At 67.2% G+C, this 24888-nt stretch carries 19 protein-coding genes and 1 pseudogene; 10 read left to right on the forward strand and 10 right to left on the reverse strand.

The window, feature by feature from the left end; translation table 11 throughout:
* Positions 1 to 37: 37 nt before the first annotated feature.
* The gene (locus ADBZ6K_RS00100; protein WP_526343808.1) at positions 38 to 2497 is read right to left on the reverse strand and encodes an FAD-dependent oxidoreductase; all 2460 of its coding nucleotides are present in this window, start codon (positions 2495 to 2497) and stop codon (positions 38 to 40) included.
* A gap of 170 nt (positions 2498 to 2667) precedes the next feature.
* On the opposite strand from ADBZ6K_RS00100, the gene ADBZ6K_RS00105 reads away from it, so the two are divergent.
* The 6 genes from ADBZ6K_RS00105 (at position 2668) to ADBZ6K_RS00130 (ending at position 8987) form a co-directional block, all read left to right on the forward strand.
* Positions 2668 to 3447 carry an IclR family transcriptional regulator gene (locus ADBZ6K_RS00105; protein ID WP_526343809.1) on the forward strand — a complete coding sequence of 260 codons (780 nt, stop codon included), beginning with the start codon at positions 2668 to 2670 and terminating at the stop codon, positions 3445 to 3447.
* 656 nt (positions 3448 to 4103) lie between these two features.
* Entirely contained in the window at positions 4104 to 5702 is a 1599-nt protein-coding gene (locus tag ADBZ6K_RS00110) for a BCCT family transporter (protein ID WP_526344315.1), read from the forward strand.
* Positions 5703 to 6028: 326 nt separating this feature from the next.
* Positions 6029 to 6391: a bifunctional 3-phenylpropionate/cinnamic acid dioxygenase ferredoxin subunit gene (locus tag ADBZ6K_RS00115; protein WP_526343810.1), complete on the forward strand. Its 363-nt coding sequence runs from the start codon at positions 6029 to 6031 to the stop codon at positions 6389 to 6391.
* Entirely contained in the window at positions 6388 to 7587 is a 1200-nt protein-coding gene (locus ADBZ6K_RS00120) for an NAD(P)/FAD-dependent oxidoreductase (protein WP_526343811.1), read from the forward strand. The genes ADBZ6K_RS00115 and ADBZ6K_RS00120 overlap by 4 nt, the downstream gene beginning before the upstream one ends.
* A gap of 47 nt (positions 7588 to 7634) precedes the next feature.
* Positions 7635 to 8762: an aromatic ring-hydroxylating oxygenase subunit alpha gene (locus ADBZ6K_RS00125; RefSeq protein ID WP_526343812.1), complete on the forward strand. Its 1128-nt coding sequence runs from the start codon at positions 7635 to 7637 to the stop codon at positions 8760 to 8762.
* A 51-nt stretch (positions 8763 to 8813) separates the two neighbouring features.
* A complete protein-coding gene (locus ADBZ6K_RS00130; protein ID WP_526344316.1) occupies positions 8814 to 8987 on the forward strand; it encodes a hypothetical protein in 174 nt (57 codons plus the stop codon).
* A gap of 72 nt (positions 8988 to 9059) precedes the next feature.
* On the opposite strand, the gene ADBZ6K_RS00135 is transcribed toward ADBZ6K_RS00130, so the two are convergent.
* Together ADBZ6K_RS00135 and ADBZ6K_RS00140 are read right to left on the reverse strand one after the other, a co-directional pair.
* The gene (locus ADBZ6K_RS00135) at positions 9060 to 9554 is read right to left on the reverse strand and encodes a hypothetical protein (protein ID WP_526343813.1); all 495 of its coding nucleotides are present in this window, start codon (positions 9552 to 9554) and stop codon (positions 9060 to 9062) included.
* 171 nt (positions 9555 to 9725) lie between these two features.
* On the reverse strand, positions 9726 to 10760 hold the full coding sequence (locus tag ADBZ6K_RS00140) for a cyclase family protein (RefSeq protein WP_526343814.1): 1035 nt from the start codon (positions 10758 to 10760) through the stop codon (positions 9726 to 9728).
* 124 nt (positions 10761 to 10884) lie between these two features.
* On the opposite strand from ADBZ6K_RS00140, the gene ADBZ6K_RS00145 reads away from it, so the two are divergent.
* Positions 10885 to 12552, forward strand: a complete 1668-nt coding sequence (locus ADBZ6K_RS00145; RefSeq protein WP_526344317.1) for an alpha/beta hydrolase — start codon at positions 10885 to 10887, stop codon at positions 12550 to 12552.
* Here the strand turns inward: ADBZ6K_RS00145 and ADBZ6K_RS00150 are convergent.
* Positions 12539 to 12679 (reverse strand): annotated as a pseudogene (locus ADBZ6K_RS00150) (isocitrate/isopropylmalate family dehydrogenase); the annotation flags it as partial. The gene ADBZ6K_RS00145 and the pseudogene ADBZ6K_RS00150 overlap by 14 nt on opposite strands.
* Before the next feature lie 124 nt (positions 12680 to 12803).
* Between ADBZ6K_RS00150 and ADBZ6K_RS00155 the strand changes: the two are divergent.
* Positions 12804 to 13706: an alpha/beta fold hydrolase gene (locus ADBZ6K_RS00155; RefSeq protein ID WP_526343815.1), complete on the forward strand. Its 903-nt coding sequence runs from the start codon at positions 12804 to 12806 to the stop codon at positions 13704 to 13706.
* Between the two features lie 15 nt (positions 13707 to 13721).
* Here the strand turns inward: ADBZ6K_RS00155 and ADBZ6K_RS00160 are convergent, their stop codons facing one another.
* Positions 13722 to 14783, reverse strand: a complete 1062-nt coding sequence (locus tag ADBZ6K_RS00160; protein WP_526343816.1) for a CBS domain-containing protein — start codon at positions 14781 to 14783, stop codon at positions 13722 to 13724.
* Between the two features lie 324 nt (positions 14784 to 15107).
* Here ADBZ6K_RS00160 and ADBZ6K_RS00165 point away from each other — a divergent pair, with 324 nt between their 5' ends.
* On the forward strand, positions 15108 to 16538 hold the full coding sequence (locus ADBZ6K_RS00165) for a DUF2252 domain-containing protein (protein WP_526343817.1): 1431 nt from the start codon (positions 15108 to 15110) through the stop codon (positions 16536 to 16538).
* Between the two features lie 7 nt (positions 16539 to 16545).
* Here the strand turns inward: ADBZ6K_RS00165 and ADBZ6K_RS00170 are convergent, their stop codons facing one another.
* Positions 16546 to 17301, reverse strand: coding sequence for a sulfite exporter TauE/SafE family protein (locus ADBZ6K_RS00170; RefSeq protein ID WP_526343818.1), 756 nt, complete (start codon positions 17299 to 17301; stop codon positions 16546 to 16548).
* Positions 17302 to 17526: 225 nt separating this feature from the next.
* On the opposite strand from ADBZ6K_RS00170, the gene ADBZ6K_RS00175 reads away from it, so the two are divergent.
* Entirely contained in the window at positions 17527 to 18108 is a 582-nt protein-coding gene (locus tag ADBZ6K_RS00175; protein WP_526343819.1) for an Rv1733c family protein, read from the forward strand.
* Between the two features lie 155 nt (positions 18109 to 18263).
* Here the strand turns inward: ADBZ6K_RS00175 and ADBZ6K_RS00180 are convergent, their stop codons facing one another.
* The 4 genes from ADBZ6K_RS00180 to ppsA form a co-directional block, all read right to left on the reverse strand.
* A complete protein-coding gene (locus ADBZ6K_RS00180) occupies positions 18264 to 19145 on the reverse strand; it encodes a universal stress protein (protein ID WP_526343820.1) in 882 nt (293 codons plus the stop codon).
* 187 nt (positions 19146 to 19332) lie between these two features.
* On the reverse strand, positions 19333 to 19587 hold the full coding sequence (locus ADBZ6K_RS00185; RefSeq protein ID WP_526343821.1) for a hypothetical protein: 255 nt from the start codon (positions 19585 to 19587) through the stop codon (positions 19333 to 19335).
* Between the two features lie 222 nt (positions 19588 to 19809).
* Positions 19810 to 22431 (reverse strand): magnesium-translocating P-type ATPase, encoded by a 2622-nt coding sequence (gene mgtA / locus ADBZ6K_RS00190; protein WP_526343822.1) that lies wholly within the window; start codon positions 22429 to 22431, stop codon positions 19810 to 19812.
* On the reverse strand, positions 22432 to 24732 hold the full coding sequence (gene ppsA / locus ADBZ6K_RS00195) for a phosphoenolpyruvate synthase (RefSeq protein ID WP_526343823.1): 2301 nt from the start codon (positions 24730 to 24732) through the stop codon (positions 22432 to 22434).
* Between the last annotated feature and the right edge of the window lie 156 nt (positions 24733 to 24888).

A 24888-nucleotide genomic window follows, 5' to 3' on the forward strand; every position in this document is an offset into this window, starting at 1 on the left:
GTCGGGGGGAGCGTGGGCGAGGGCAGGAGGCCGGCGGTCATGACCGGATCTTCTTCATCTCGGGGTCGACGAGCGGTTCGGCGGCCACGGTGGCCGGGATCCGGCGGTCGAAGTACTGGATCTCCACGGGCGTACCCGGACCCGCGGTCGCTGGCAGCCACGCGTAGGCGATCGGCGCACCGATGGTGTGCCCGAAGGCGGCGCTGGTGACGTAGCCGACGGGTTCGTCGCCGAGGAAGACCGGTTCGGAGCCGAGCACGACCGAGCGCCGGTCGTCGATCGTCAGACAGGTCAACCGCCGTGACACGGTGTCGGCGGAGATACCGGTGAGCGCGTCGCGCCCGATGAAGTCCTTTGGGCCGCTGGATATTGCAAAGCCGAGGCCGGCCTCATACGGGTTGTGTTCCGTGGTCATGTCGGCGCCCCACGACCGGTAGCCCTTCTCCAGGCGCAGGCTATTGAATGCCGCGCGACCGGCGGCGATCATGCCGTGGCGCTGCCCTTCGGCCCACAGCGCGTCCCACAGTCGCAGGCCGTTGTCGGCGGTGGTATAGAGCTCCCACCCCAATTCGCCGACGTAGGACAGGCGCATCGCGGTCACGGGCACACCGCCGATCCGGACCGGCTTGGCGCGGAAGTACTTGAACGCCTCGTTGGAGAAGTCGTCGCGGCTGAGCCCGGCGACGACGTCGCGGGCACGTGGACCCCACACACCGATGCAGCAGGTGCCACCGGTGATGTCTCGAACGGTCACGTCGGCGTCGGCTCGAGCCTGCTGACGGAAGTAGTCCAGATCCAGATTGCCGTTGGCGCCGACCTGGAAAACGTCCTGCGCCAATCGGGCCACCGTGAGGTCGCTGCGGATACCCCCCGCGGCGTCCAACGCCAGCGTGTAGGTTACGGCGCCGACCGACTTGTCCATCTTTGCCGTGGTCGTGCGCTCGAGCAGCGCCAGGGCGCCCGGTCCGGAGATCTCGAGTCGCTTGAGCGGGGTCATGTCGTAGAGCGCGACCGCGGTCCGGGTGCGCCAGGCCTCGGCGGCGGCGATCGGGGAGTGGAACTTCGCCGACCACGCGTCGCGGGCAGGTGGCTGCCAGTCGCGCGGCAGCTGATCCAGCAGCGCGGCGTTGGCCTCGAACCAGTGCGGACGTTCCCATCCGGCCGCCTCGAGGAACACCGCACCCAGCTCGCGCTGGCGGACGTGGAATGGGCTGACTCGCAGGTTTCGCGGAGACTCCTTGGGCTGCAACGGATGCACGATGTCATAGACCTCGACGAAGTTGCGCTGCGACGTCTCGCTGACGTAATCGCGGTCGAGCTGGACGTCCTCGAACCGGTGGACATCGCAGCCGTGCAGTTCGACCTCGGACCTACCGTCGATGAGCAGTTGAGCCACCGATCTTGCCACCCCGGCGGAATGCGTCACCCACACCGCCTCGGCGATCCAGAAGCCGGCCACCGCAGGCGATTCCCCGATCAGTGGACCGCCGTCGGGGGTGAACGAGAAGATGCCGTTGAATCCGACGTCGATGGTGGCCGTCTCCAGGCAGGGCAGCAGCTTCTTGCACTGCTCCCAGGCCGGGGCGAAATCCTCCTCGGTGAATGTGAGCATCGAGGGCATCGCGTCGGCGGTGATCTGGCCGCCGGGCAGTTCGCGCAGGTCCACCGGCATCGGTCGGTGGGCATACGATCCGATGCCGAGGCGGTCGACGTGCTCGCGGAAGTACAGGTCCTGATCCTGATGGCGCAGGATCGGAAAACCGGCCTCCGACAGTTCGGTGTTGCGTCCGGCGAGTTCGGGGATCTCGTGGGTCTTGGCGTACTGGTGGGCCAACGGCAGCAGCGGGACGTCCATACCGACCAATTCGCCGAGGTCAGGACCCCAGAATCCGCCGCAGGACACCACGATGTCGGCGGGCACCACACCCGTCGTGGTGGCGACTCCGGTCACCTTGCCGGCGCTGTGCTCGATTCCGACCACCTTGGTCGAGCCGCGAAAGACCGCGCCGCGGCTCTGGGCGCGGCGGGTGAGCGCGACGACGGCCCGCGCGGCCTTGGCCAGGCCGTCGGTCTCCACATGCAGGCCGCCCAAAATGCGGGTGGGGTCAAGCAGCGGATGCAATTTCGCGCATTCCTGCGGATCGATCACCCTGCCCGCGATGCCCCAGGAGGTCGCCCAGCCCTGCTTGCGATGCAGGTCGGAGAGGCGCTCTTCGGTGGTGGCCACCTCGAGGCCGCCGACCTGGTTGAAGCACCACTGCCCGTCCAGGTCGAGTGAAAGGAGCTTCTCGACGGTATAGCGCGCGAACGCGGTCATCGTCTTCGACGGGCTGGTCTGGAACACCAGGCCCGGCGCGTGTGAGGTCGACCCGCCGGTGAGCGGCAATGGACCCTGGTCCAGGACCGTCACGCGATCCCAGCCGCGGGCGGTGAGTTCGTCGGCCAGATTGGTGCCGACGATGCCGGCCCCGATGATCACAACGCGCGGTGATCCCATGATCGTGGTTCTCCTAGCTGGGTAAGCGGAACAGCTGCGTGCGGCAGATTGATCGGCAACTGATATACCAAAGTACGGTGACGGCCACCGGTCGGTCAACCCCCGGACGCACATTGTGCGACGGATTGCTTCCTCGGCAACTTCGGACCGCTTCTGGGTATTGTCGCGTCATGAGCAACGGGACTTCAGAGGCGGGCGCTGGCATTCAGTCGGTCGATCGTGCCCTCTGCTTTCTGGACATCCTGGCTCGCCGGGGGGAGGCGGGTGCGGCCGAACTCGCGGCCGACATCGGGGTGCACAAGTCGACGGCGTTCCGCCTGCTCGCCGCGCTCGAGGAGCGGGAGCTGGTCGAGCAGGCTCAAGGGCGAGGCAAGTACCGGCTCGGCTTCGGGATCTTGCGATTGGCGAATGCGGTGTCGGGCCGTCTGGACATCACCCAGCAGGGCCGTGAGGTCTGCGAGCGGCTCGCCGCAGAGGTGGGCGAGACGGTCAACATCGCGGTGCTGCGGTCGTCCTATGCGGTCAATGTCGTTCAGGCCCGCGGACCCTCGGCTGTAGGTACTCACAACTGGGTGGGTGAGCTCACCCCGCTGCACGCGACCTCGAGCGGCAAAGTCCTGCTGGCCTACATGTCGTCTCAGACTCGGCGCGACCTCCTCAAGAGTGCCGGACTGACGCGGTACACCGAGCACACCATCACCTCGATCGACGAACTGGAGCGCCAGCTCGGCCCGGTCGAGCGCGACGGCTACGTCGTCTCGACCGAGGAGTTGGAGCACGGACTCAACGCGGTCGCCGCGCCGATTCGAGACCATATGGGTGCGGTGGCAGCCGCCCTGAGTGTCTCGGGCCCTGCGTTTCGCCTCACCGAGGCGCGGGCGGGCGAGATCGCACCGGCGGTGGTGTCGGCCGCCGATGTCGTTGGCCGGCGGATGGGTTATCAAGCCTGACGCCGCCTGCGGCCCGATCAGTTCGAATTCGCATCGAGCTGTTCGTAGCAACTGGTTGTCATCGCAGTGTGCTGCGCGTCACAGTGCTGTGGCAACCATTGCGCTTAGCGGATCGTCCAAGCAATGACAAGGATTTTCGTCGAACAGTCGCGTATCAGTGAGTTTCGTCCTAATATATCAGCTGTAGCGACCGGCGCCCGATAATCGGCGGTCGGTGGCGAGCACCACGTGTACTCCCGTGTAGTGATACGCGGGCGGCGCGACCGTGGCTTGGAGTTCACCGTCTTCAGCGACGCATCGCGTCGGTATGCGCAATACGGCTAAACGACACACAGATGACGCGCCGCATGCGTATGCCACTCGGCCGGTGTGATGTATGCCATATGGGTGATCGGACACGGCGCACATCACATCGATGATGTCCATCAGCCGCACGCAGAGCTGCGATGCCAGAACCCCGATAGATCACGCCATCGACGCACGGCCGTGGTTCCGTTCGATCCAAACCCAGGTGTTCCGCACCTCAGGAGTGTGAAGTGACAGAGCATAAACACCATTCGCTTGAAGCCGAGATCAAGGAGAAGCTGCACGACGCTTTTCCCGGCCCCGGCATACCAGTACCGGAAGGCCAACACGACGACGATCTTGATGTTCCCCTGTGCGCTCGGCGTGCAGTGACCGACAAGATCGTGTTCGGCGTCACCGCCGCGATCGTGCTGATCATCCTGGGCTGGGGCCTCGGCGCGCCCACCCACTTCGGATCGACGATGTCCTCGATTCTGAATTGGGTGGTGGCCAACCTCGGCTGGCTGTTCATCATCTCGGCGACGTGCTTCGTGCTATTCGCGGTGTGGCTCGCGCTAAGTCGCTACGGCCGAATCCCGCTGGGGGCCGACGACGAGAAGCCGGAGTTTCACACCGTCAGCTGGATCGCGATGATGTTCAGCGCCGGTATGGGCATTGGTCTCATCTTCTGGGGCGTCACCGAACCGCTCACCCACTTCGTCAATGCACCTCCCGGACTTGCCGATTCAAAGGCGGGCACGGCCCTTGCCACCGCAATGTTCCATTGGGGTTTCCACCCCTGGTCGATGTACGCGGTCGTGGGCCTGTCGATCGCCTACGGCAGTTACCGGATGGGCCGCAGACAGCTCATCAGCTCATCGTTCATCCCCCTTCTCGGATTCCGGAGGGTCGAGGGCCCGATCGGGAAAGTGATCGACATCCTCGCGATCTTCGCAACCATGTTCGGCACCGCCGCCTCGCTGGGTCTGGGTGCACTGCAGATCGGTTCGGGTATCGAGGTTCTCGGCTGGGTCGGTAAGGCGGGCACGCTCTTGCTCGTCGCCGTGGTCGCCATCCTCACCCTCGCGTTCGTCGCCTCCGCGGTGTCGGGAGTCTCTCGTGGGATCCAGTGGCTGTCCAACATCAACATGGTGCTGGCGCTGGTATTGGCGATCTTTGTGTTCATCGCCGGCCCGACGGTGTTGATCCTTAATCTGCTGCCGACCGCGTTGGGTGACTACGCCGCCAACATCGCTGCCATGTCGGCACGATCGGCGGCCGCCGGGCCAGAGACCGAGGAGTGGCTGTCGTCGTGGACGATCTTCTACTGGGCGTGGTGGATCTCGTGGACGCCCTTCGTGGGGATGTTTCTTGCGCGCATCAGCCGGGGCCGGTCGATCCGCCAGTTCGTCGTGGGGGTGATCTTTGTCCCGACCACCGTGAGCCTGGTGTGGTTCGTCGTCTTCGGTGGTGCCGGGATCGGGCAACAGCGCGACGGCATCGACCTGTACGGCACCGGCGAGCCGGAGTCAACGCTGTTCGGGATGCTCGACCGTCTGCCGTTGGCCGGGTTGTCGTCGGTGCTGGTGATGCTGCTCGTCGCGATCTTCTTCGTCTCCGGTGCCGACGCGGCGTCGATGGTGATGGGCACCCTGTCGCAACGGGGGTCAATGTTCCCCACCCGCTGGGCGGTCGCCTTCTGGGGTTTGAGCACCGGAGCGGTGGCCGTGCTGATGCTCTGGGCCGGCGGCAACGACGCCCTCAACGGTCTGCAGACCATGACCATCATCGTGGCGGCGCCGTTCGTCTTTGTGATGATTGGCATGTGCGTGTCGCTTTATCTGGACGTTTCGCGCGATCCGATGGTGGCCCACTTGCGGCGGGTGGCTCCTGACAGGCGCCGCGGAGACGAGGGGAAGGCCGATGTCCTCGTCCACGACAACGGCGACAGGCCGGACGTCCGCACCTGATCGTGGTCGCAACCCGTTCATGAGCGTGGTCGTGTGGGCGCATCGCCGCCCACACGGCCACGTCGTTTGCGGTCGGTCGTGGCGACAGTGTGGGCAGCTTCGTTTCGCCGGAAATATGATGACAATCAACGATTTTGCACTGTCCGCACACCTCAGTCGGCTACCCGCCCGCTGCAGTCGGCGTGTGCCCGGCCGGCGGCGCGGACCCCGCGAAAAAGATCTCGCTCCTTCTTGACAAGCCGCAGGGCCCCGCTCACACTTGTCGCATAATATGAATCAAGTTTCTCAATACGCGACAATCTCCTGCGACATGAGAGGCCCCCGCCATGCTCGAAATCTGTCCGCTCTCCCAGTTGCCGCCCGGTGAGGCGCGGCGCGTCGATGTCGACCCGCCGATCGCGGTCTTCCACACCGACGACGGCGAGGTGTTCGCCATCGACGACACCTGCTCGCACCAGGACGCGTCGCTGGCCGACGGCTGGCTGGAGGGCTGTGAGATCGAGTGCCCGCTACATGCATCGCGGTTCAACCTGCGCACCGGCGCCGTCGACGCCCCACCGGCCAAGTTGCCGGTACGCACGCACGCCGTGGTCATCACCGACGGTGTCATTTACGTCGACCTGAGCACCGAGACGCCGAACCTGCCGCCGGACATCCGCGCCCGCCTGGGCGGTGGAGAACGGGCGTGAAAGCCGTCGCGGTCATCGGGGCCTCGCTGGCGGGCCTTTCGGCGGCCCGGGCGCTGCGGGCTCAGGGGTTCGACGGACGCATAACCGTGGTGGGCGACGATACGCGGCGGCCCTACGACCGCCCGCCGTTGTCGAAGGAATTCCTGTCGGGTGACATGACGGAGGCCGACCTGGCGCTCGAAGCCGATGACGACGATCTGCACGCGGACTGGATGCTCGGCGCGGCGGCTACGAAGCTCGATAACCATTCTGGTGCAATAGAACTGGATAACGGAACCAGGCTGGAGGCCGATGGGGTGGTGATCGCGACGGGGTCACGGGCACGACGCCTGCCCGGTTGCCACGACATGGCCGGCGTACATGTGCTGCGCACCGTCGACGACGCCGTCGCGCTGCGGGCCGAGCTGCGTCCAGGTGCCCGGCTGGTCATCATCGGGGCCGGTTTCATCGGCGCGGAGGTCGCGTCGACGGCCCGCAAGCTCGGCCTTGACGTCACCGTGGTCGAGGCGGCGCCGACGCCGCTCGCCGTCCAACTCGGGTCGCGGCTGGGCGCCGTAGTCGCCGCCGCGCACGCCGCCAACGGCACCGAGTTGATCTGCGGGGTGGGCGTCGCCGGGTTGACCGGCAGCCATCGCGCCCTTCGCACCGGCTGCGGCCCCGACCGGGTCACCGGCGTCGACCTCGTCGACGGCAGGCACATTCCCGCCGATGTCGTGGTCGTCGGGATCGGCGGCGTCCCCAACATCGAGTGGCTGCAGGGCAGCGGCGTCCGATTGGGTAACGGTGTGCTCTGCGGCTCGACGGGGCAGACCGCCATCACCAACGTCGTCGCCGTCGGTGACTGCGCGGCCTGGTACGACACCGTCACCGGCCGCACGCATCGAGTGGAGCACTGGACCGGTGCGTTGGAACGGCCGGCGATCGCCGTGGCTACGTTGCTGGCCGGGGGAGCCGAAAGGAACGCTACGGTCAAAGCCCCGTACTTCTGGTCCGATCAGTACGGCTCACGCATCCAGTTCGCGGGCACCGCGGATCCCGACGACGAGGTCACCATCGAGGAAGGCAGCTGCGACGCCCGCTGCTTCCTGGCCACCTACAGGCGCGACGGCCACCTCGTCGCGGTCCTCGGTGTCGATCAGCCCCGCCTGTTCACCCGCTGGCGCCGCCAACTCGCCAGCGCGTGTATTGCTGTCTGACAACAACTTTCGTCCCAATTCCACCCCGCGCGCCTCAGAGGAGTCCCGTGACGACCCAAGCCCCCAGCCTGCCCGAGAGCCTCATCCCCACCCTGGCGGGCCACTATTACACCGATCCTGCGGTGTTCGCGCTGGAGCAGGAGAAGATCTTCGAGACCATGTGGTTCTGCGTGGTGCGGGCCGCGGATCTGGACAAGCCCGGCGCCTACAAGACCGCGCAGGTGGGCCGGGAGAGCGTGCTGCTCACCCGGTCTCGCAAGGGTGACATCAACGCGTTCTTCAACCTCTGCCGCCATCGTGGCGCCCAGCTGTGCACCGAGGACAGCGGCGAGGTCAAGCGCGCGTTCCAGTGCCCGTACCACGCGTGGACGTACGACCTCGAGGGCAAGCTCATCGCGGCGCCCAACCTCACCAAGATGCCCGACATCGACCGCGTCGAGTACGGCCTGCGCAAGATCGCGGTCAGGGAGTGGCTCGGCTACGTGTGGGTGTGCCTTGCCGATCAACCCCCGTCCTTCGAGAACACCGTCATGCAGGAGATCGTCGACCGCCTCGGTGATGTCGAATCGATCGACCATTACACGGTGGCCGATCTGAAGGTGGGACGGCGGATCGTCTACGACGTCAAGGCCAACTGGAAGCTCATCATCGAGAACTTCATGGAGTGCTACCACTGCGCCACCATCCATCCCGAACTCACCGAGGTGCTGCCCGAGTTCGCCGACGGCTACGCCGCGCAGTTCTACGTCGGCCACGGTGCGGAATTCGGTGAGGAGGTAAAGGGTTTCACCATCGACGGATCAGAAGGTCTCGACCACATCCCGGGAGTGACCGAGGACCAGGACCGCCGCTACTACGCGATCACCGTCCGGCCCCAGGTGTTCGTCAATCTGGTGCCCGACCACGTGATCGTGCACCGGATGTTCCCGCTGGCCGCCGATCACACCGTCGTGGAATGCGACTGGCTCTATATGCCGCATGTGGTCGAATCCGATCGGGACGTCAGCCGATCGGTCGAACTGTTCCACCGCGTCAACCAGCAGGACTTCGCGGCCTGCGAACGCTGCCAGCCCGCGATGAACTCACGCATGTACCGCGACGGCGGTGTCCTGGTGCCCAGTGAGCATCACATCGGGTTGTTCCACGACTGGTTGCGCGGCAAGCTCGCCGAGTGACGGGCGGCCACCGGGCCCGGTGAGCGGCAACGCATACCTCGCCGTGAGCCGCTGCCGTCGGATCTGCCCGCGGCGATCGCGGCGGCCCGTGACGACGCCGAACTCGCCAAATTGCTCGGGCCGGTCTACGTGGAGGACTTTGCCCGCATCGCCGAAAGTGAATGGCTCGCATACTCGTCCTACGTCACCGACTTCGAGGTGCAGCGCTACCTGCACACCTCGTGAACCGTCAACGATGTGGGAGTGCGGCCCGGTGCGGCCGGCGACCGCGGCGATCTGAGGAGGACCGGTGCGGTCCTATCCCGCGGCGACCGGTTGGTAGGACGTCCAAATCTCGCGCATCAAGGGTGTGATCGCCCAACCGCGTTCAGGCTCATCCAGGCGGGCCCAGTACCTCACCGAATGGCGGTGCTCGTCGAATGCTGCGACCACATGACGCCGGACCCTCGCCGTCATGCGGTCATCCCGGTGCGAGCGCATGTGAAGGTCGAACGACGCGATGATCAACTCCAACAGGTAGTAGCGTTCGTCGTCATCGAGCTCGCGGGTCTCGTAGGCGTGGAGGAACTCGGCAGTCCGGGTGGGATCCGCCGCCTCCAGCTCCCAGTCCCGGCCGCCTTCGGTCACGCGCAGTCTCAGCTTGACGGTCAGCCGCACGATCGCGTCGTCGCGGACGATGTCGAGGTAGATAGCACGCGCGCGTGCGGAGTACCGGGCGTCCTCGGCGAAGAGGGCTTCACGCATCCTGTAGAAGTTCGTGTAGAAGTCCTGCCGCCAGGTGGATTCGGTCATCACTTTCCTCATACTCGCGTCATGCTCTCCGACCAGGTGATTCCTGGCATCACAGACAGCATCAAGACCCGCCCTTGGCGGATTCTCAAACGATTCTTGGCGTCCGGATGGCGGCTTTGGAGATCGTCGCTACCTGGGCAATCTCCAGCAGGCGGCCTCGCCCGCGACACGTCAAAAGATTGCGAGCGGATTCACCACAGATCCTGTCGCCCCGCGGAACCGCCAGGGTGCCGCGCTGACGAAGAAGGACCACCGGCCTTCCTGGGCGCAGGCCTGGGCGAGTCCGTCGAGCTCTGCCTGATCGAGCAGGGTGAGACCCATGTAGGGAATGCCCACCATGTGAACCGGTTCGGTCCACGTGCTGAAACCGGCGATCGGGGGGTGGGCGTCGCTGTCGGAGTCGCTGCTCAACACCGCCACCCGACGATCGTGCAGCCAGGGCAGACATGCGGCGTGAAGCCCACTGGCATGCCGGAAGGTATTGGCCGATCCCGCGCCGTTGCGTACGAAGACGATGTCACCCTCACCAACGGTGAGACCGTGCGCCCGCTCTGCGGCGTCGAGATCCTCCGGTGTGATCGCCGTGCCGAGGGGCAGTGCGCCTCCGTGGACTTCGGCGACGTCCAGGAGGACCCCGCGACCGACAATCCCTGTCGCGGCGACGTGTTCGATGCCCAGTTTGCGCGTCCCCGTCTCTGTGACATTGCTTGTCGGGTAGCCGTTGTACATTCCGTGCGTACCCTCGGGTGTGAATACATGGCAAAGCGCGTCGACATGTGTGACGGCGAAACCGTGGCAGGTCATTCCGACGATGTCGTAGCAACCCGATTCCTCGGGCAGCGGGTCGTCGTAGCTGCGCATCGCGTAGCTGAAGTCACGCAGTTCCGGTGTATCGACTGCGAATTCGCGACCCAGCGGCACGACACGGCCCGAACGGATCTCGCCGGCGGCCTCGCGTCTCTTGTCCGCCGTGATGTAGTTCAGGGTGCCGAGCTGGTCGTCGGGGCCCCATCTCATCCAGTTCGACAATGCGGGCAACGCCCGTTCCAGCGACGCATCGTCTGTGATCGGCGCGGCGCCGTCGTCCGCGCGCGCAACCCCAGGACCGGCGACGGCCGCCCCCGCCGCCAGGGCGCCGCCCAGATACAGCACCCGTCGGCGGGACAGGCTTCCGGGCGGATCTTGGTCCGCAGCCTGGTCGGACATGGGCTCTCCCTTACGACTTCGGGGACTTCGGGGACTTCGGCTGACGATAGCGGGGTAATGAGCACGCGTTCCACTACAGTCTCGGTGCCGACTGAAAAGAAGGGTGGGTGTCGTGGCGCACTCCGTGCGGGGGTTGGCCGTTCCAACGAGAATCGCCCGCGGAATCACCAGCGTTGCGCGCACGCTGCACCCGGTCGGGTTGGCATTCGCGCTGCTGTTCTTCGTGTGGTCGATGAGTCCGTCGCTGCTGCCCCGGGCCTGGTACCTGCAGGGGGTCGCGACCGGCATTTCGGCCGCGATCGGATATGGGGTGGGGTGCGGCATCGCGTGGGTGGTGTGCCGGTGCGGGGTCAACCCGCAATGGTCGTCGCGCACCAGGACGATCGGCTGGCGCGCGCTGGCGGGGACGGCCCTGGCAGTGGTGCCCACCTTCCTGGTGCTGGGGTCGTGGTGGCAGCAGATCGTCCGCGACCTCGTCGGCTTGCCGCGCGAGCAGCGCTCGTTCTACGTCCTGGTGTTTCTGGTCGCGGTGGCTATCGCCTTGGTGCTGTTGGCAATCGGGCGGGGTGTGCGGCGCGCGACCAACTGGCTGACGGGGAAGGCCGAGAACGTGGTTCCCGTTCCGGTCGCCCGGCTGGGCGCCGTCGCTGTCGTCGTGGTGCTCGTCGTCGTGACACTCGACGGCGCACTGCACCGAGGGCTGCTCAGCGTGGCGGAACGCTCCGCCGAGGCCGCCGACCGGAGCACGGCCGAAGGTGTGAGACAGCCGCAGATGCCGGAACGCTCCGGGTCGCCGTCGTCGCAAGAAGCATGGGACACGCTCGGCCGTGAGGGCCGTACGTTCGTCGCGGGTGGGCCGACGGCGGAACAGATCTCCGCGGTGACCGGAAACCCCGCGCTCACGCCGATCCGGGTCTACGCGGGGCGGGAATCCGCGGACAGCCTCGAGGGAATCGCCGAGCGGGTCGTCGGAGAACTCGAACGGACGCATGCCTTCGACCGCAAGGTGCTGGCTGTGGTCACCACGACCGGACGCGGCTGGGTCAATCCCAACGTGGCCGCCGCCTTCGAGTACGTCAACGGCGGTGACACCGCGATCGCGTCGATGCAGTATTCGTTCCTGCCGAGCGCGCTGTCCTTCATCGCCGATCGGGAGACCCCGCAGTCGGCGGGGCGGGCGTTGTTCGAAGCGGTGTACCGGGTTTGGGCGGACCGCCCGGAGGGGCGCGCCCCGATGCTGGTCGTCTTCGGGGAGAGCCTGGGTTCGTTTGGCGGGCAGTCCGCGTTCGCCTCCGGGGCCGACATCGTCAGCCGCACCGACGGCGCACTGTTGGTCGGGACACCGAATTTCGCCCAGCCGTGGGGGCGCATCACCGCCGACCGGGATCCCGGGTCATTCGAGAGACTGCCGATCGTCGACGAGGGACGGCACATCCGGTTCGCGTCGCGCCCCGACGATGTCGATCTGCCTGGGGCATGGGGGTTTCCGCGGGTGGTGTTCTGGCAGCACGCCAGCGATCCGATCACCTGGTGGTCCTTCGATCTGCTGTTGCGCCGCCCGGATTGGCTGCGTGAACCGCTCGGCCCCGACGTCGATCCGCGGATGCGGTGGCTGCCGTTCGTGACCTTCTGGCAGGTGACGTTGGACATGATCTTCTCCGCGGACGTGCCCTACGGCTACGGTCACGCGTTCGGACCCGATGCCGCCGAACTCTGGGTGGACATCCTGGACCCGCCGCAGTGGGATGCGGCCAAGACCCAGCGGATTCACGACGCGGTCGGGCGGGGTTGATCTTCGCGCTCGGCGCCATCCCGATGGTGCCGGCGCACGCCGGGCCCAGATCGGAAAGGATGTCGCCGAACAGGTTGCTGGCGACGACCACATCGAACATGTAGTGGCGCAGGACGAAGTTGGCGGATCCCCTGCCGGTGCCGTCGGCTCGGGGGCCGTATGTGCTGGTATGTCCTCGGCCACGCCGCTCCATGGAAACGCGGTACCGCCGGTACTGTGTATGTAGACGTCCGGAGAAGGGGAGCTGCCCGGTGAGCGAGCTGAAATATCTCGAGTTGTACGGCGACCGTGTCGCCTACCGCGATGCCGGGCAGGGCGAGGTGCTGCTGATGATTCACGGTATGGCCGGCAGTTCGACCACCTGGCGGGCCGTCATGCCCCAGCTGGCCAAGCGGTACCGCGTCGTGGCGCCCGACCTGATCGGGCACGGCGAGTCCGCCAAGCCCCGTGGCGACTACTCGCTGGGTGCGTTCGCGGTGTGGCTGCGTGACTTCCTCGACGAACTCGGCATCACCCGCGTGACGGTGGTCGGCCAGTCACTGGGCGGCGGCGTCGCAATGCAGTTCGTCTACCAGCATCCCGACTACTGCGAGCGGCTGGTCCTCATCAGCAGCGGTGGCCTGGGACCCGATGTCGGCCTGATCCTGCGGCTGCTGTCGGCCCCCGGCGCCGAGTTCGTGCTGCCGATCGTCGCGCCCAAACCCGTTCTGGGGCTCGGCGAGAAGGTGAAGTCATGGTTGAGCGGGGTGGGCATCCAGTCGCCGCGCGGCGCGGAGATCTGGAGCGCCTACTGTTCGCTCTCCGACAGCCAGACGCGGCAGTCCTTCCTGCGCACATTGCGTTCGGTGGTCGACTACCGGGGCCAGGCGGTAAGCGCGCTGAACCGGCTGCGACTGCAGTCGGGTGTGCCGGTGATGGCGATCTGGGGGGAGAACGACGACATCATCCCGGTTTCGCACGCCTACGCCGCGCAGGCCGTGCGCGAGGGCAGCCGTGTCGAAGTGCTGCCGGGCGTCGGGCATTTCGCCCAGGTCGAAGCCCCGATGCAGGTCGTGGATCTCATCGACGATTTCATCGCGACCACCGGCGGCGCGGAGGTGCCCAGCCAGCAGCCGAATCCCGAGGCTCCCGAAATACCCCGGCGGGCAACGTGATCCGGCCGGGGAGGGCTATTCCAGTCCGCGGGTGAGCACGGCGAGCCAGTTCGCCTCGGTCACCACCCCGAGCGGCCGCCGTTGCGGATCGACGACGATGACGGCGTGCACGCGGTCATGTGCGAACCGCCCCAGCAGGGTGATCACCGGCGTCTCCGGTGCCGCGGTGGCGGGGATGGACATCAGCTCACCCACCGAACCCGCCGGCGCGACCAGTTCCCGAAGGCCGATCGCGCCCACCACGCTGCCTTCATCGTCGAGGACCGGCAGCCGGCGTACATCGTGCTCGATGAGCAGGGCGCGTGCTTCGTCAGGTGTGGCGGACTGGTGGACCGCGATGACCCTGGGGGACATCAGGTCGGCACAGCTCAACTCCCGATAGGACCGTCTGACGGCCTGGCGCTCGATTTTGCGGAGTAGCTGTGCGAGGTCATCGGCGCTGATGTCGAAAGCCTCGCCCACCTCATCGAGCGCCGACGTGACATCGGCCTTGCTGAACGTCCACGGCAGCTCGTCGTCGGTCCGCTTCGGTTCGGCACGGCGCGCTTTGTGTGGATAGGCATGGTGAGAGAAACGGTGATAGACCAAGGCGCTCGCGGCCAGCACCACGGCGTTGAGGCCAACCGGCAGCAACGGGAACACGTAGCTCGACGACGCCCCCGCGAACAGGCCGACGAGGGACGCGGCGCCGCCGGGCGGATGCAGGCAGCGGAGTAGGGACATCGCCCCGATCGCGCCGGCCACGGCGATACCCGCGGCCAGCGGCGACACGGGCATGATCTTCGCGACGACGATGCCGATCAACGCCGATATCGTGTTGCCGCCGACGACCGGCCAGGGTTGCGCCATCGGGCTGGATGGCACCGCGAACACCAGCACTGCCGACGCGCCGATCGGTGGCACCAACCAGAGCAGCTGAGTGACGTCGGCGGCGGCCAAGCCGCAGATCAGCCCGGTGACCGCGATTCCGGCCAGCGCGCCGAGGCAGGCCAGCGTGCGGTCGCGCAGCGTGGCACCGGCCAGGATCGGCCGGAAAAGCTGAAGATGGACTAGAGGGGACGGCCTGGCGATCGTCATGCTGTCCCACCCCTGCTGGTTGCGCGCGCCGGTCCGAGATACGGGGAGACGGGGCAGTTCGCGGATCGCAGTATCCGAAGTCCGGGTCAGTCGCATGTAGCCGCCAATCGGGAGAATCGCAATCTGGATACCGTATACATGTTACGTGTATGTCATATCCGCGGTCTAGGGCGGGTGTGTCCCATCCGCACAGCGACCCGTCGGCGGCAGCATCCGAATGCCGACACGCACCGCGGTCAAGCCGCAAAGCATGCCCCGGCCAGGGGACAAGGCGCGAGAATGAACCGCGCACGAACGAACGAAGCGCGAAAAGGAGATGCGCCGATGAGTGATACGGCGGGAGATACGGCCGCCAGGGGCCACACGGTACTGGCCGATGCCGACAGCAGCGCCTACCACTCACTGCGGCAGCGGCCGGTGACGCGGGCCGAGCGTTACGCCCTCGGCAGGAGTCTGCGCGAACGTGTGCCCCGCCGGTCGCTGGCCGACTGGGCACCCGCCGCCGACCGGCCCGACCCGGTTCGTCTCATCCAGGTCAGCCACGAGGGCAGGGTGGACCGGCTGATCCCCGTCCGGGTCGGGCGGATGATCGCCTCGCCGTACGGCTTCCTGCGCGGGACCGCGGTGGTGATGGCCGCCGACGTCGCCAGCCTGCCCGCCACCGGCATCACCCCCGTGGTGTGCGGCGACTCCCACCTCGGCAACTTTGGTTTCTACGCATCCCCGGAGCGCGACCTCGTCATCGATCTCAACGACTTCGACGAGGCGCATCCCGGCGGATGGGAGTGGGATCTGCGTCGGCTGGTGGCCAGCATCTGGGTGGCGGGCCGGCAGAACGGCAGGTCGGAGGACCAGTGCGGTGCCGCGGTGCGGTCCTGCGTCGCGGCCTACCGGATGGAGCTGCGCCGCCTGGCTGAGGAGCCGCTGTTCTCGCGCTCGTTCGTGCGACTCGACGTCGACCGGCTCGCAGCCCAGACGGCGGGTCCGCTCAACGCCGAGGTGATGCGGTCCGCCAAACGGGCCCGCAACCGCACCAGTGACCGCGCCCTGCCCCGCTTCACCCACGAGGTGAACGGCGTGCGCCGAATCATCGAGGAACCGCCGCTGATCACGCGGCTGCCCGATGGCGAGGCCGAGATGCTTGCCGAGGCGCTCGACGACTACCTGCTGACCCTGACGTCACACTGGCGCCGCGTCCTCGGCGGGTACACGCTGCTCGACGTCGCACACAAGGTGGTCGGGGTGGGAAGCGTCGGCCTGCGCGCCTATGTGGCGTTGTTGGAAGGGTCCACGGCGGAAGATGTCGTGTTCCTCCAGCTCAAGCAGGCCCGGCGATCCGTGCTGGCGCGGTATGTGCACGGCGAGTCGGCGTGGCACGCCCACCAGGGCCAGCGGGTGGTGGAGTACCAGCAGGCGCTTCAGACGGTCAGTGACCCGCTGCTCGGGTGGGCGACGATGGACGGGTTGCAGTACTACGTGCGGCAATTCCGCAATATGAAAGGCACCGTCCCCCTGGACGCGATGGACGCCGACGCGCTCAGCGACTACGCCGGCGTGGTCGGCCAGCTACTGGCCAAGGGCCACGCCAGAACCAGCGGTGCGTCGATGATCGCCGGCTACATGGGCCGCTCCGACCGCGTCGACGACGCGCTGTGCACGTTCGCGCGCCGGTACGCCGACCAAACCGAAGCCGACCATGCGGCGCTGGTGGCCGCCGTCGACCGCGGGGTGATGCCCGTCGAACGCGGCGTGTGAACCCGCACTACGGGTACGCGTCGATCCCCAGCTTCACGGCCAGCACCACGCCGGTCAGCCCGATGAACAGCCGCAACGGCTTGGCGGGGGAGTGGCGGACCACCACCGGGCCCAGCCGCGCGCCGATCAGACAGCCGGCGGCCAGTGGAATGACCGCGAGCCAGTGGACCGGTGCGAGGAACACGAACGCCACCGCGGCCACCGTGTTGGAAACCCCGAGCAGCACGTTCTTCGAAGCGTTGGCATGCGCCAAGCTCGCGCCGCCGGCACGCAGCAGCAGGGCGAGCAGCATCACCCCGGCGGCCGCGCCGAAGTAGCCGCCGTACACGGCGATCAGGAAGATCGCGACGCCCTCGACGATCACGACGGCCCTGTGCTTGCGGGGTTTGTCGCCGTCCAGCGGCCGCAGGGGCACCAGGATGGTCAGCGAGGCCACGCCGATGAGGATCGGGACGAGCTTCTCGAACCCGTCGGCCGGGGTGAGCAGGAGCAGCGCCGCACCGACCATGCCACCGGCGGCCATGATCGGGATGCTCCGCTTGAGCCACGGGCCCTGGCCCGTCAGCTCGGGGCGAGACGCCGAGATGGATCCGACCCCGTTGAAGATGAGCGCGACGGTGTTGGTGACGTTGGCCGAGACCGGCGGCAAACCCACCGCCAGCAGCGCGGGATAGGTCGTAAGCGACGCCAGGCCCGCGATCGAGCCGACCAGTCCACCGCCGATCCCCGCCGCCACGAGCAGCGCCGCCTGCCACCAGCTCATCGCGCATCGGCGCGCCCGCGGGGAATCGGCACGGCTGACCAGTCTGTCATCCCGGGATCGAGGCGACGGCTCCGCCTCTCCGGGGCCCGATTCCGCCCGGATCTCGCGCGTGGTGAGGAGAAGGTCTCAAAAAGAGGCTTTATGCCCTGTCCGCGAGCCGCGGCGCGGACGACGATCGGAGATGTCACATGACTGAAAGTGAGGTCGACGGTTCGGGGAGGCGGCATGCAGATCTTCACGTTCGGATTGGGGCCCGGCGGGCGGATTCTGCGGCTCTGGGGCCACAATCCGCTGGTACGGCGTAGTGACCGGCTTGAGGCGGTCGCACTGTGTCTCGCCACCGTGATCATGCTTGCCGCGGCGCCCGTGTTGGGTGCCGTTGCGACGTCGGTCCATGACTCGCGCACCCAGATCTATACCGACATAGCGCAGCAGCGGACGCAGGTGGCCGCCACCGCGACCGCGCCGGGCAGGTCAATCGGTGCCGGACCCGGCGCCGTGTTGTTCACCGCACCGTCTCGATGGAGCTTCGAAGAACGTGAACGGACCGGCGTCATCGACTGGGATCATCTGCCGAAAACCGGTGATCAACAGTCCATCTGGATCGATCGGCAGGGTGACCCGGCGGGGCCGCCACCACCGTTGACCCGCGCGGACAGCGATGCGATCGCCGTCGGCCTCGGGTCGTGGTGTCTGCTCGGCATCCACGTCTTGATCGCCATGATTGTGGTGCGCCGCAGACTGAACCGCACACGAAATGACCAATGGGACCGCGACATCGCCGCGTTGACCGCCGGCGGCCGCTGACTTCCGGAGGCCACGACGGTCGGGGCGGGCGACAGGCCCGTGCGGTGGCTGGCCACGCACTTACCGCGATCAACCGACGCGCCTCCATCAACCGACGAGGCCCCGCGGGTGCGGGGCCTCGGTGCTTGCAGATGGCGTGTGCCACTTTCGGATAATCAGGCGCGGACCACGATCGCCGGGCATTTCGCGCCCTGTACGACCGCGGAACTGACCGAACCCAGGAGCATTCCGGTGAATCCGCCGCGACCGTGGCTTCCCACCACGACCAGCTGGGCGCGCTCGGACTCGTCGATCAGAGCACGGGCGGGCTGGTCACATACGATGCGCCGCTGTACCTTTACGTCGGGGTATTGGTCGTGCCACCCCGCGAGGCGCTCGCCGAGCACTTCCTTTCCCTCGTTCTCGTAGAGACCCCAGTCGATGCCCGGCGCCGGGAACACCACGAAATCGCTCCATGCGTGTACCGCGACGAGTTCGACACCGCGGCGCGACGCTTCTTCGAAGGCGAACGCGGTCGCGGCTTCCGAAGCGGGCGATCCGTCGATGCCCAGCACCACAGGCGCCGCCGGTTCGGGCTCGGGGGTCTCGCCGTCATGGATCACCACCACGGGACAGTGCGCGTGATGCACCAAACCGCTGGTGGTGGAACCCAATACGGCGCGGCCGAACGCGCCCATGCCGCGGCTGCCGACGACGATCATGTCGGCATCGGAGGAAGCCGAGGCCAAGGTGGCGACGATGCCGCCGTGCATCACTTCGGTGTTCACCTGCGATGTCCCGGCGGCGCCGACAGCGGCATCGAAAGTCTTCTTGGCCTGCGCGAGAACCTCCTGCGCATTCTCTTCCTGCCACTCGGTGAAACCGGACTCCAGATAGCCGACCGGCCAACTCACCGTCACCGGCGAGACGACCGTGATCAGCGTGACGGGCCTGTGCCGCAGGGCGGCTTCCCTGGCTGCCCACCGGACGGCGGCGTCAGATTGCGCGGAGCCGTCGACCGCTGCAATAACGCCGTATTCCCTTGTGGTGGTTGTCATCTCACACTCCTTTGTGTCCAGACATGGGGTTGGCGTCCGCTCCCTGTCCAACCCGGACTCCACTTACCGATGCTATGCACGTCCACGCTGTACCGGCAGGGCAGTTGGTCCCTATCCAACGGGGCCGTGGTCACCGCGAACGGCACCTCGGGCCGGATCGCCCGGGCGAGTGGTTCGTCGCTTCCGGCTACACGCGCGGTGACTGCAGCACACCGCTGCGCAACGCGGGGCCGATATTAGCCATGACCCGGTCGAGTAGCGTGTTGTAGGCGGATCCGTCCATGAGAAGGGCGGTCGGTCCGTGGCGCAGCAGATAGGCGTCAACGCGCCTTTCGATCGGCCACTCGGAATAACTCTGCCCGGTGAACTCCGACCGCAGGAATCCCCACGCGATGGTATCGAGTGCTTCGGGTGTGAGGTCTGCTCGGTCGGTCGGCACCATAGCTCCCCTTCGGCCCGTGACTGATCACTCGATGATCCCCGATCTGGGCGCCCCCCGGTAGGGATAAAGGTCATCTGTAACGTCCGGGTAACCATAGGCGGCGGTGCGGATCAGCCCCGCACCACCAGCGCCGACGACCCCACGTGGTGTGACACATGCTGGCCGGGCCGACCCGCGATCCCCGCGATCCAGTTGGTCTCGAAATCGCCGATCAGCCGCCATCTATGAGGCGGAGCGGGCGGGCAGCCTTCCGGGATGGCTGAACCGGGCGGCCCTTCGGTTGATCCGGTGCAGATGCCCGCGGGTGCGCAGCGGCGTCTCCGCCGACCGGATCGGCTCGGCGTAGAACGCCGTCTTGGTTACCTCCACCAACACCAGATACCCCAGCGCCAACGCCAGGAGGGCGGCGAAGAACTGCCAGGGCAGGGGGGTGAAGCCGAGGCTGTGGGCCAGCGGCGACAGTGTGAGGACGATGCCGACCGCGATCACGGAGAAGGTCGCCACGGTGAGGATCGCACCGGGCCGGCTGCGCATGAAAGGCACCCTGCGCGTCCGGATCGCGAAGATGATCAGGGTTTGCGTCGCAAGCGATTCCACGAACCAGCCGGTTCGGAACTCGATCGGGCCCGCGTGCAGCACCCCCAGCATCAGCCCGAAGGTCAGGAAGTCGAACAGGGAACTGATCGGCCCGAACGTCAGCATGAACCGGCGGATGAACGCGATGTTCCAGTGCGACGGGGCGTGCAGTTGTTCCTCGTCGACACGATCGGTCGGGATGGCCAGTTGCGAGCTGTCGTACAGCAGGTTGTTGAGCAGGATCTGGCTGGGCAGCATCGGCAGGAAGGTGAGCACGGCGGAGGCTGCGGCCGCGCTGAACATGTTGCCGAAATTGCTCGACGTGCCCATGAGCACGTACTTGATCGTGTTGGCGAAGATGCGCCTGCCCTCGGCGACCCCGGTTGCCAGCACGCCGAGATCCTTCTCCAGCAGCACCACGTCGGCGGCGTCCTTGGCCACATCGCTGGCGGTGTCCACGGAGATCCCGACGTCGGCGGCGTGCAGCGCCAGGGCGTCGTTGACCCCGTCGCCCAGGAAGCCGACCGAACCTCCGGCGCGCCGAAGCGAGGTGATGACCCGCGCCTTCTGTTGAGGTGAGATGCGGGCGAAGGTCGTGTTCGACGTGGCCGCCGCGTCCAACCCGGCGTCGTCCAGTTGCTCCAACTCCGCGCCGGTGATGGTGCCCTTCGAGGTCAAACCCAGTTCGGCACAGACTTTCTCGGCGACGGCCGGGTTGTCACCCGTGGCGACCTTGACCTCGATGTTCAGCGCCGTCAGCCGTGCCAGCGAGTCGCGGGCGGCCGTCTTCGGGTTGTCGGCGAAGACGAGGAACCCCCGCAGGGTCAGGCCGGCCTCGTCGGCCGGTGTGATGCACCGCAGTCCGGGGGCGTCCCGGGCCGCCACCGCAACCACCCGGCGGCCGTCGGCGAACAACGCGGACAACGTCGGGTGTGCGGCCCCTGGCACGCCGTCGCAGCGTGCCAGCACCTGTTCCGGCGCGCCCTTGACCAGCAGGTGCCGGCCCGCGTCGTCGTCGACGAGCGCCGAGGCGGCCCTGCGCGTGTGGTCGAAAGGTAACGTCGCGATGCACCTGACCCCGGCGATCGCCGGCCGGTCCCGCCACAGGGCGTCGTCGAGTTCGTTGCCGGCCGCGCCGCCCTTCGCCGGGTCGACGGTGGTGGCGAGCAGACCGCTGCGCAGAACCGATTCGTCACGGCGGCCGTCGGGTCCGACGGCGTCGACGAACTCGATGCGGCCCTCGGTCAGCGTGCCGGTCTTGTCGGTGACCAGGATGTCGATATCACCCAGATCCTCGATGCACACCAACCGCTTCACCAGGACCTTCACCCGCGCCAGCCGCCGTGAGCCCGACGCCAGGCTGGTGCTGACGACGGCAGGCAGCAGCTGCGGGGTGATGCCGACGGCGATCGCGAGGCCGAACAGGGCCGAGTCGATCAACGGCCTGCGCAACAGCAGATTGGTGGCGATGATGACGACCGTGAGCGTCAGCGCCACCCAAAGCAGCAGGTACGAGAACCGTCGCAGGCCGGCCTGAAAGGCCGTCTCGGGCTGGCGCTCACCCAAACCCGCGGCAATGCGGCCGAACTCGGCATCGGCCCCCGTCGCGTAGATCACCGCAACCCCGTCGCCGGCGCTGACCACCGTGCCCATGAACGCCAGATCGGCGGCGTCGGTCATCGCGACACCGGGCTTCGCGGGTTCGGCCGACTTCTCGCTCGGGGTGGACTCTCCTGTGAGGATGCTCTCGTTGCACTCCAGGCCGTTCGCCTCGGCCAGCCGCACATCGGCGGGCACCACCTGACCCGCCTCGAGCTGAACCACGTCGCCCGGCACCAGTTCGTTGACGTCGATCTTGGCCAGCCGGCCGTCGCGGCGTACCAGCGCCTCATGGCGCATTCGTGAATGCAAAGCGGCGGTTGCGCGTTCGGCCCGGTACTCGTTGACGAATCCCAGGCCGATGCTGACCGTCAAGATCACGCCGATGATGACGGCCTGCGTGCTGTCGCCGAGGAAGAACGACAGCACGGCGGTCGCGGCGAGCAGCCCGAGCACGGCGTTCTTGAGCTGACGGACCAGCACGCCGACGGCGCTGACCCGGTGGGTACGAACCGAATTCGGGCCCACCCGGGCCAACCGCGTAGCCGCCTCGGCGCTCGACAATCCATCGATCGACGTCTGCAACCGGTGCATCACCTCGGCGATCGGTGCGCCGGCGGCCTGCTGCCGGCTGATCCCGTCCTCGCCGTCGGCGATGGCACCGGTCAACTACCGGGCCGATTCCAGCAACAGCCGGCGTTCGGCGGCGGCGATGGTGCGCCGGGCGGCGCCCAGCGCGTCGGGATTCACCGACACCGATGTGATGCCCATGCGGACCAGATGCTCCGCGAACGCCGGATTGGTGGACGGCGCCTGCCCGCAGAGCGACGACGTGATGCCGAATTTTCGTGCGCTGCAGATGATCTGCCCGATGGCGTCGAGCACGGCGGGATCGGACTCGTCGAACAGTTCGGCGCAGATGTCGGAGTCGCGATCGACTCCGAGAACCAGTTGAGTCAGGTCGTTGCTGCCGATGGACACTCCGTCGATGCCCATCCCGATGTATTCGGGTAGCCAATGGACGACCGACGGCACCTCGGCCATGACCCACCGGTGCAGCCCGCGCTGCCTGCCCAGCGGGCTGGCGTCGATCAAGGAGAGGCACTCGTCGAGTTCCCACCTGGTGCGTACGAACGGGATCATCACATGGACGTTCGGGGCCTGCCCGCGGACTCGGGCCAGCGCGCGAAGTTCCAGCGCGAACAGATCCGGTTCCTTGATGTAGCGATAGCAACCGCGGTACCCGATCATCGGATTGTGCTCCACGGGCTCGTAGGCGTCGCCCCCGGTGAGGCCGCGGAACTCGTTGCTGCGGAAGTCGGTGGTCCGGTAGATCACGGGGCGCGGCGTGAACGCGGCGGCGATCCGGCCGACGGAGGACACCAGCCCTTCGATGAACATCTCCTGCTCGCCGTGGGCGACGAGATCGCGCGGATGGCGTCCGCCGAGTGCCTCGGTGAGCATGAACTCGGCGCGAAGGAGGCCGACACCATCGGCTCCCTGCGCCGCAACGGCTTCCGCGTTGTCGGGCATCGCCAGGTTGACGTACACCTTGGTCCCGGTGACCTCCGGCGGCGGCTCGGGTGGCACGGCCCGCTGCCGCGCCGACGTCCGGTGAGCGGGCCCGTCAGCCGTCTCCACGCGTCCGGACAGCACTTCGCCGCGCGCCCCGTCGACGGTCACCGTCGTGCCGTCGTGCAGATCCCTGGTCGCGGAACGGGTGCCGACCACACACGGAACACCCAACTCGCGGGCGACGATCGCGGCATGGCATGTCATGCCGCCGGTGTCGGTTACCACCGCTGCCGCGCGGCGGATGGTCGGCAGCCAGTCCGGGTTGGTCATCTGCGCGACGAGGATTTCGCCCTCCAACAGCCGATCACCCGCATCGGGCGTCGCCAGCACCCTGACCTTGCCCGATACCTTTCCGGGAGCCGCGGCAAGCCCGCGGGCCAGGACGACATGCCTGTCGGTGGCCGGTGGCGTCGTGTGGCCCAGCGTGGTGATCGGCCTGGCCTGCACCAGGTAGGTCCGGCCGTTCGAAATGGCCCACTCGGTGTCCTGAGGGCAGCCGTTGTGCCGTTCGGTTGCGACCGCGAGCTCGGCGATGGTCCGCAGCTCGTCCTCGGTCAGGACGCGCGAGTCGGCCTGCGCGTCGTCCAGGTCGACGGTGCTGTCGTGGCCGTCTGCGCCGCGCACGATCTTGAATGCCTTGTGGCCCAGCCGGACAGCGAGCGGCGCCAGTGTCTCCTTCGAGACGATGTAGGTGTCCGGCTCGACCTCGCCAGACACCACCACTTCACCGAGGCCGAATGCGCCCTCGATGACGACTCGATCCTGTGCACCGGTGCTCGGGTCCGCGGTGAACGCGACACCGGCCTTCTCGGAGTCCACCATCTGCTGGACGACAACCGCCATGGCGGGGTCGCCGGTGAAGTCGCGGCTGGCGCGGTAGGTGATCACCCGGGGGCTGAACAGCGACATCCAGCAGCGGACCACGGCGTCGATGAGGGCGTCGTCCCCACTGACATTGGTGATGGTGGCGTTCATGCCGGCGAACGAAGCGTCGGCGCCGTCCTCCCCGGTGGCCGAAGAGCGCACCGCGACCACCGCGTTCGCGCCGATGCCGTGGTAGGCGGGCAGGACCAGATTCCGCACGGTGTCGTCGACACCGGCCTTGCGCACCAGGCCCTGCATTCGTTCCGACAGTTCGCCGAGCCGGGCGGTGTCGGCGACATTGTCCAGCGCCTCGCGGTGCAGTGCGCCCAGCTCCGCATCGACGCCGCAGGATCGCATCGAGGTGTGGTAGCAGTCGCGCATGAGCACGAACCCGGGCGGGACCGGGAGCCCCGCTGCGACGAGTTCGCCCATGTTCGCGCCCTTGCCACCGGCTCGCTCGGCATCAGAGATGCGCAGTGTCGAGATGTCGCGGACGTATTGGAGATCGGCCTCATTGCCTGCGGATTTCATGTATCCACTGTGCTTCGGGCTGACCGGCCGGGCCAGCGGCTCAGGGCCACAGTCCCGCGAAGAAGGTCACGAGTAGGTAGGGCACAAAGTCCCTGGGCCAAAGCGCATCGGGGAGCTGGCATTCGGCCCTATGGTCGCGTCGCCTGGCATGGTGTG

The organism is Mycobacterium sp. (genome assembly GCF_044223235.1).
Lineage (GTDB): Bacteria > Actinomycetota > Actinomycetes > Mycobacteriales > Mycobacteriaceae > Mycobacterium.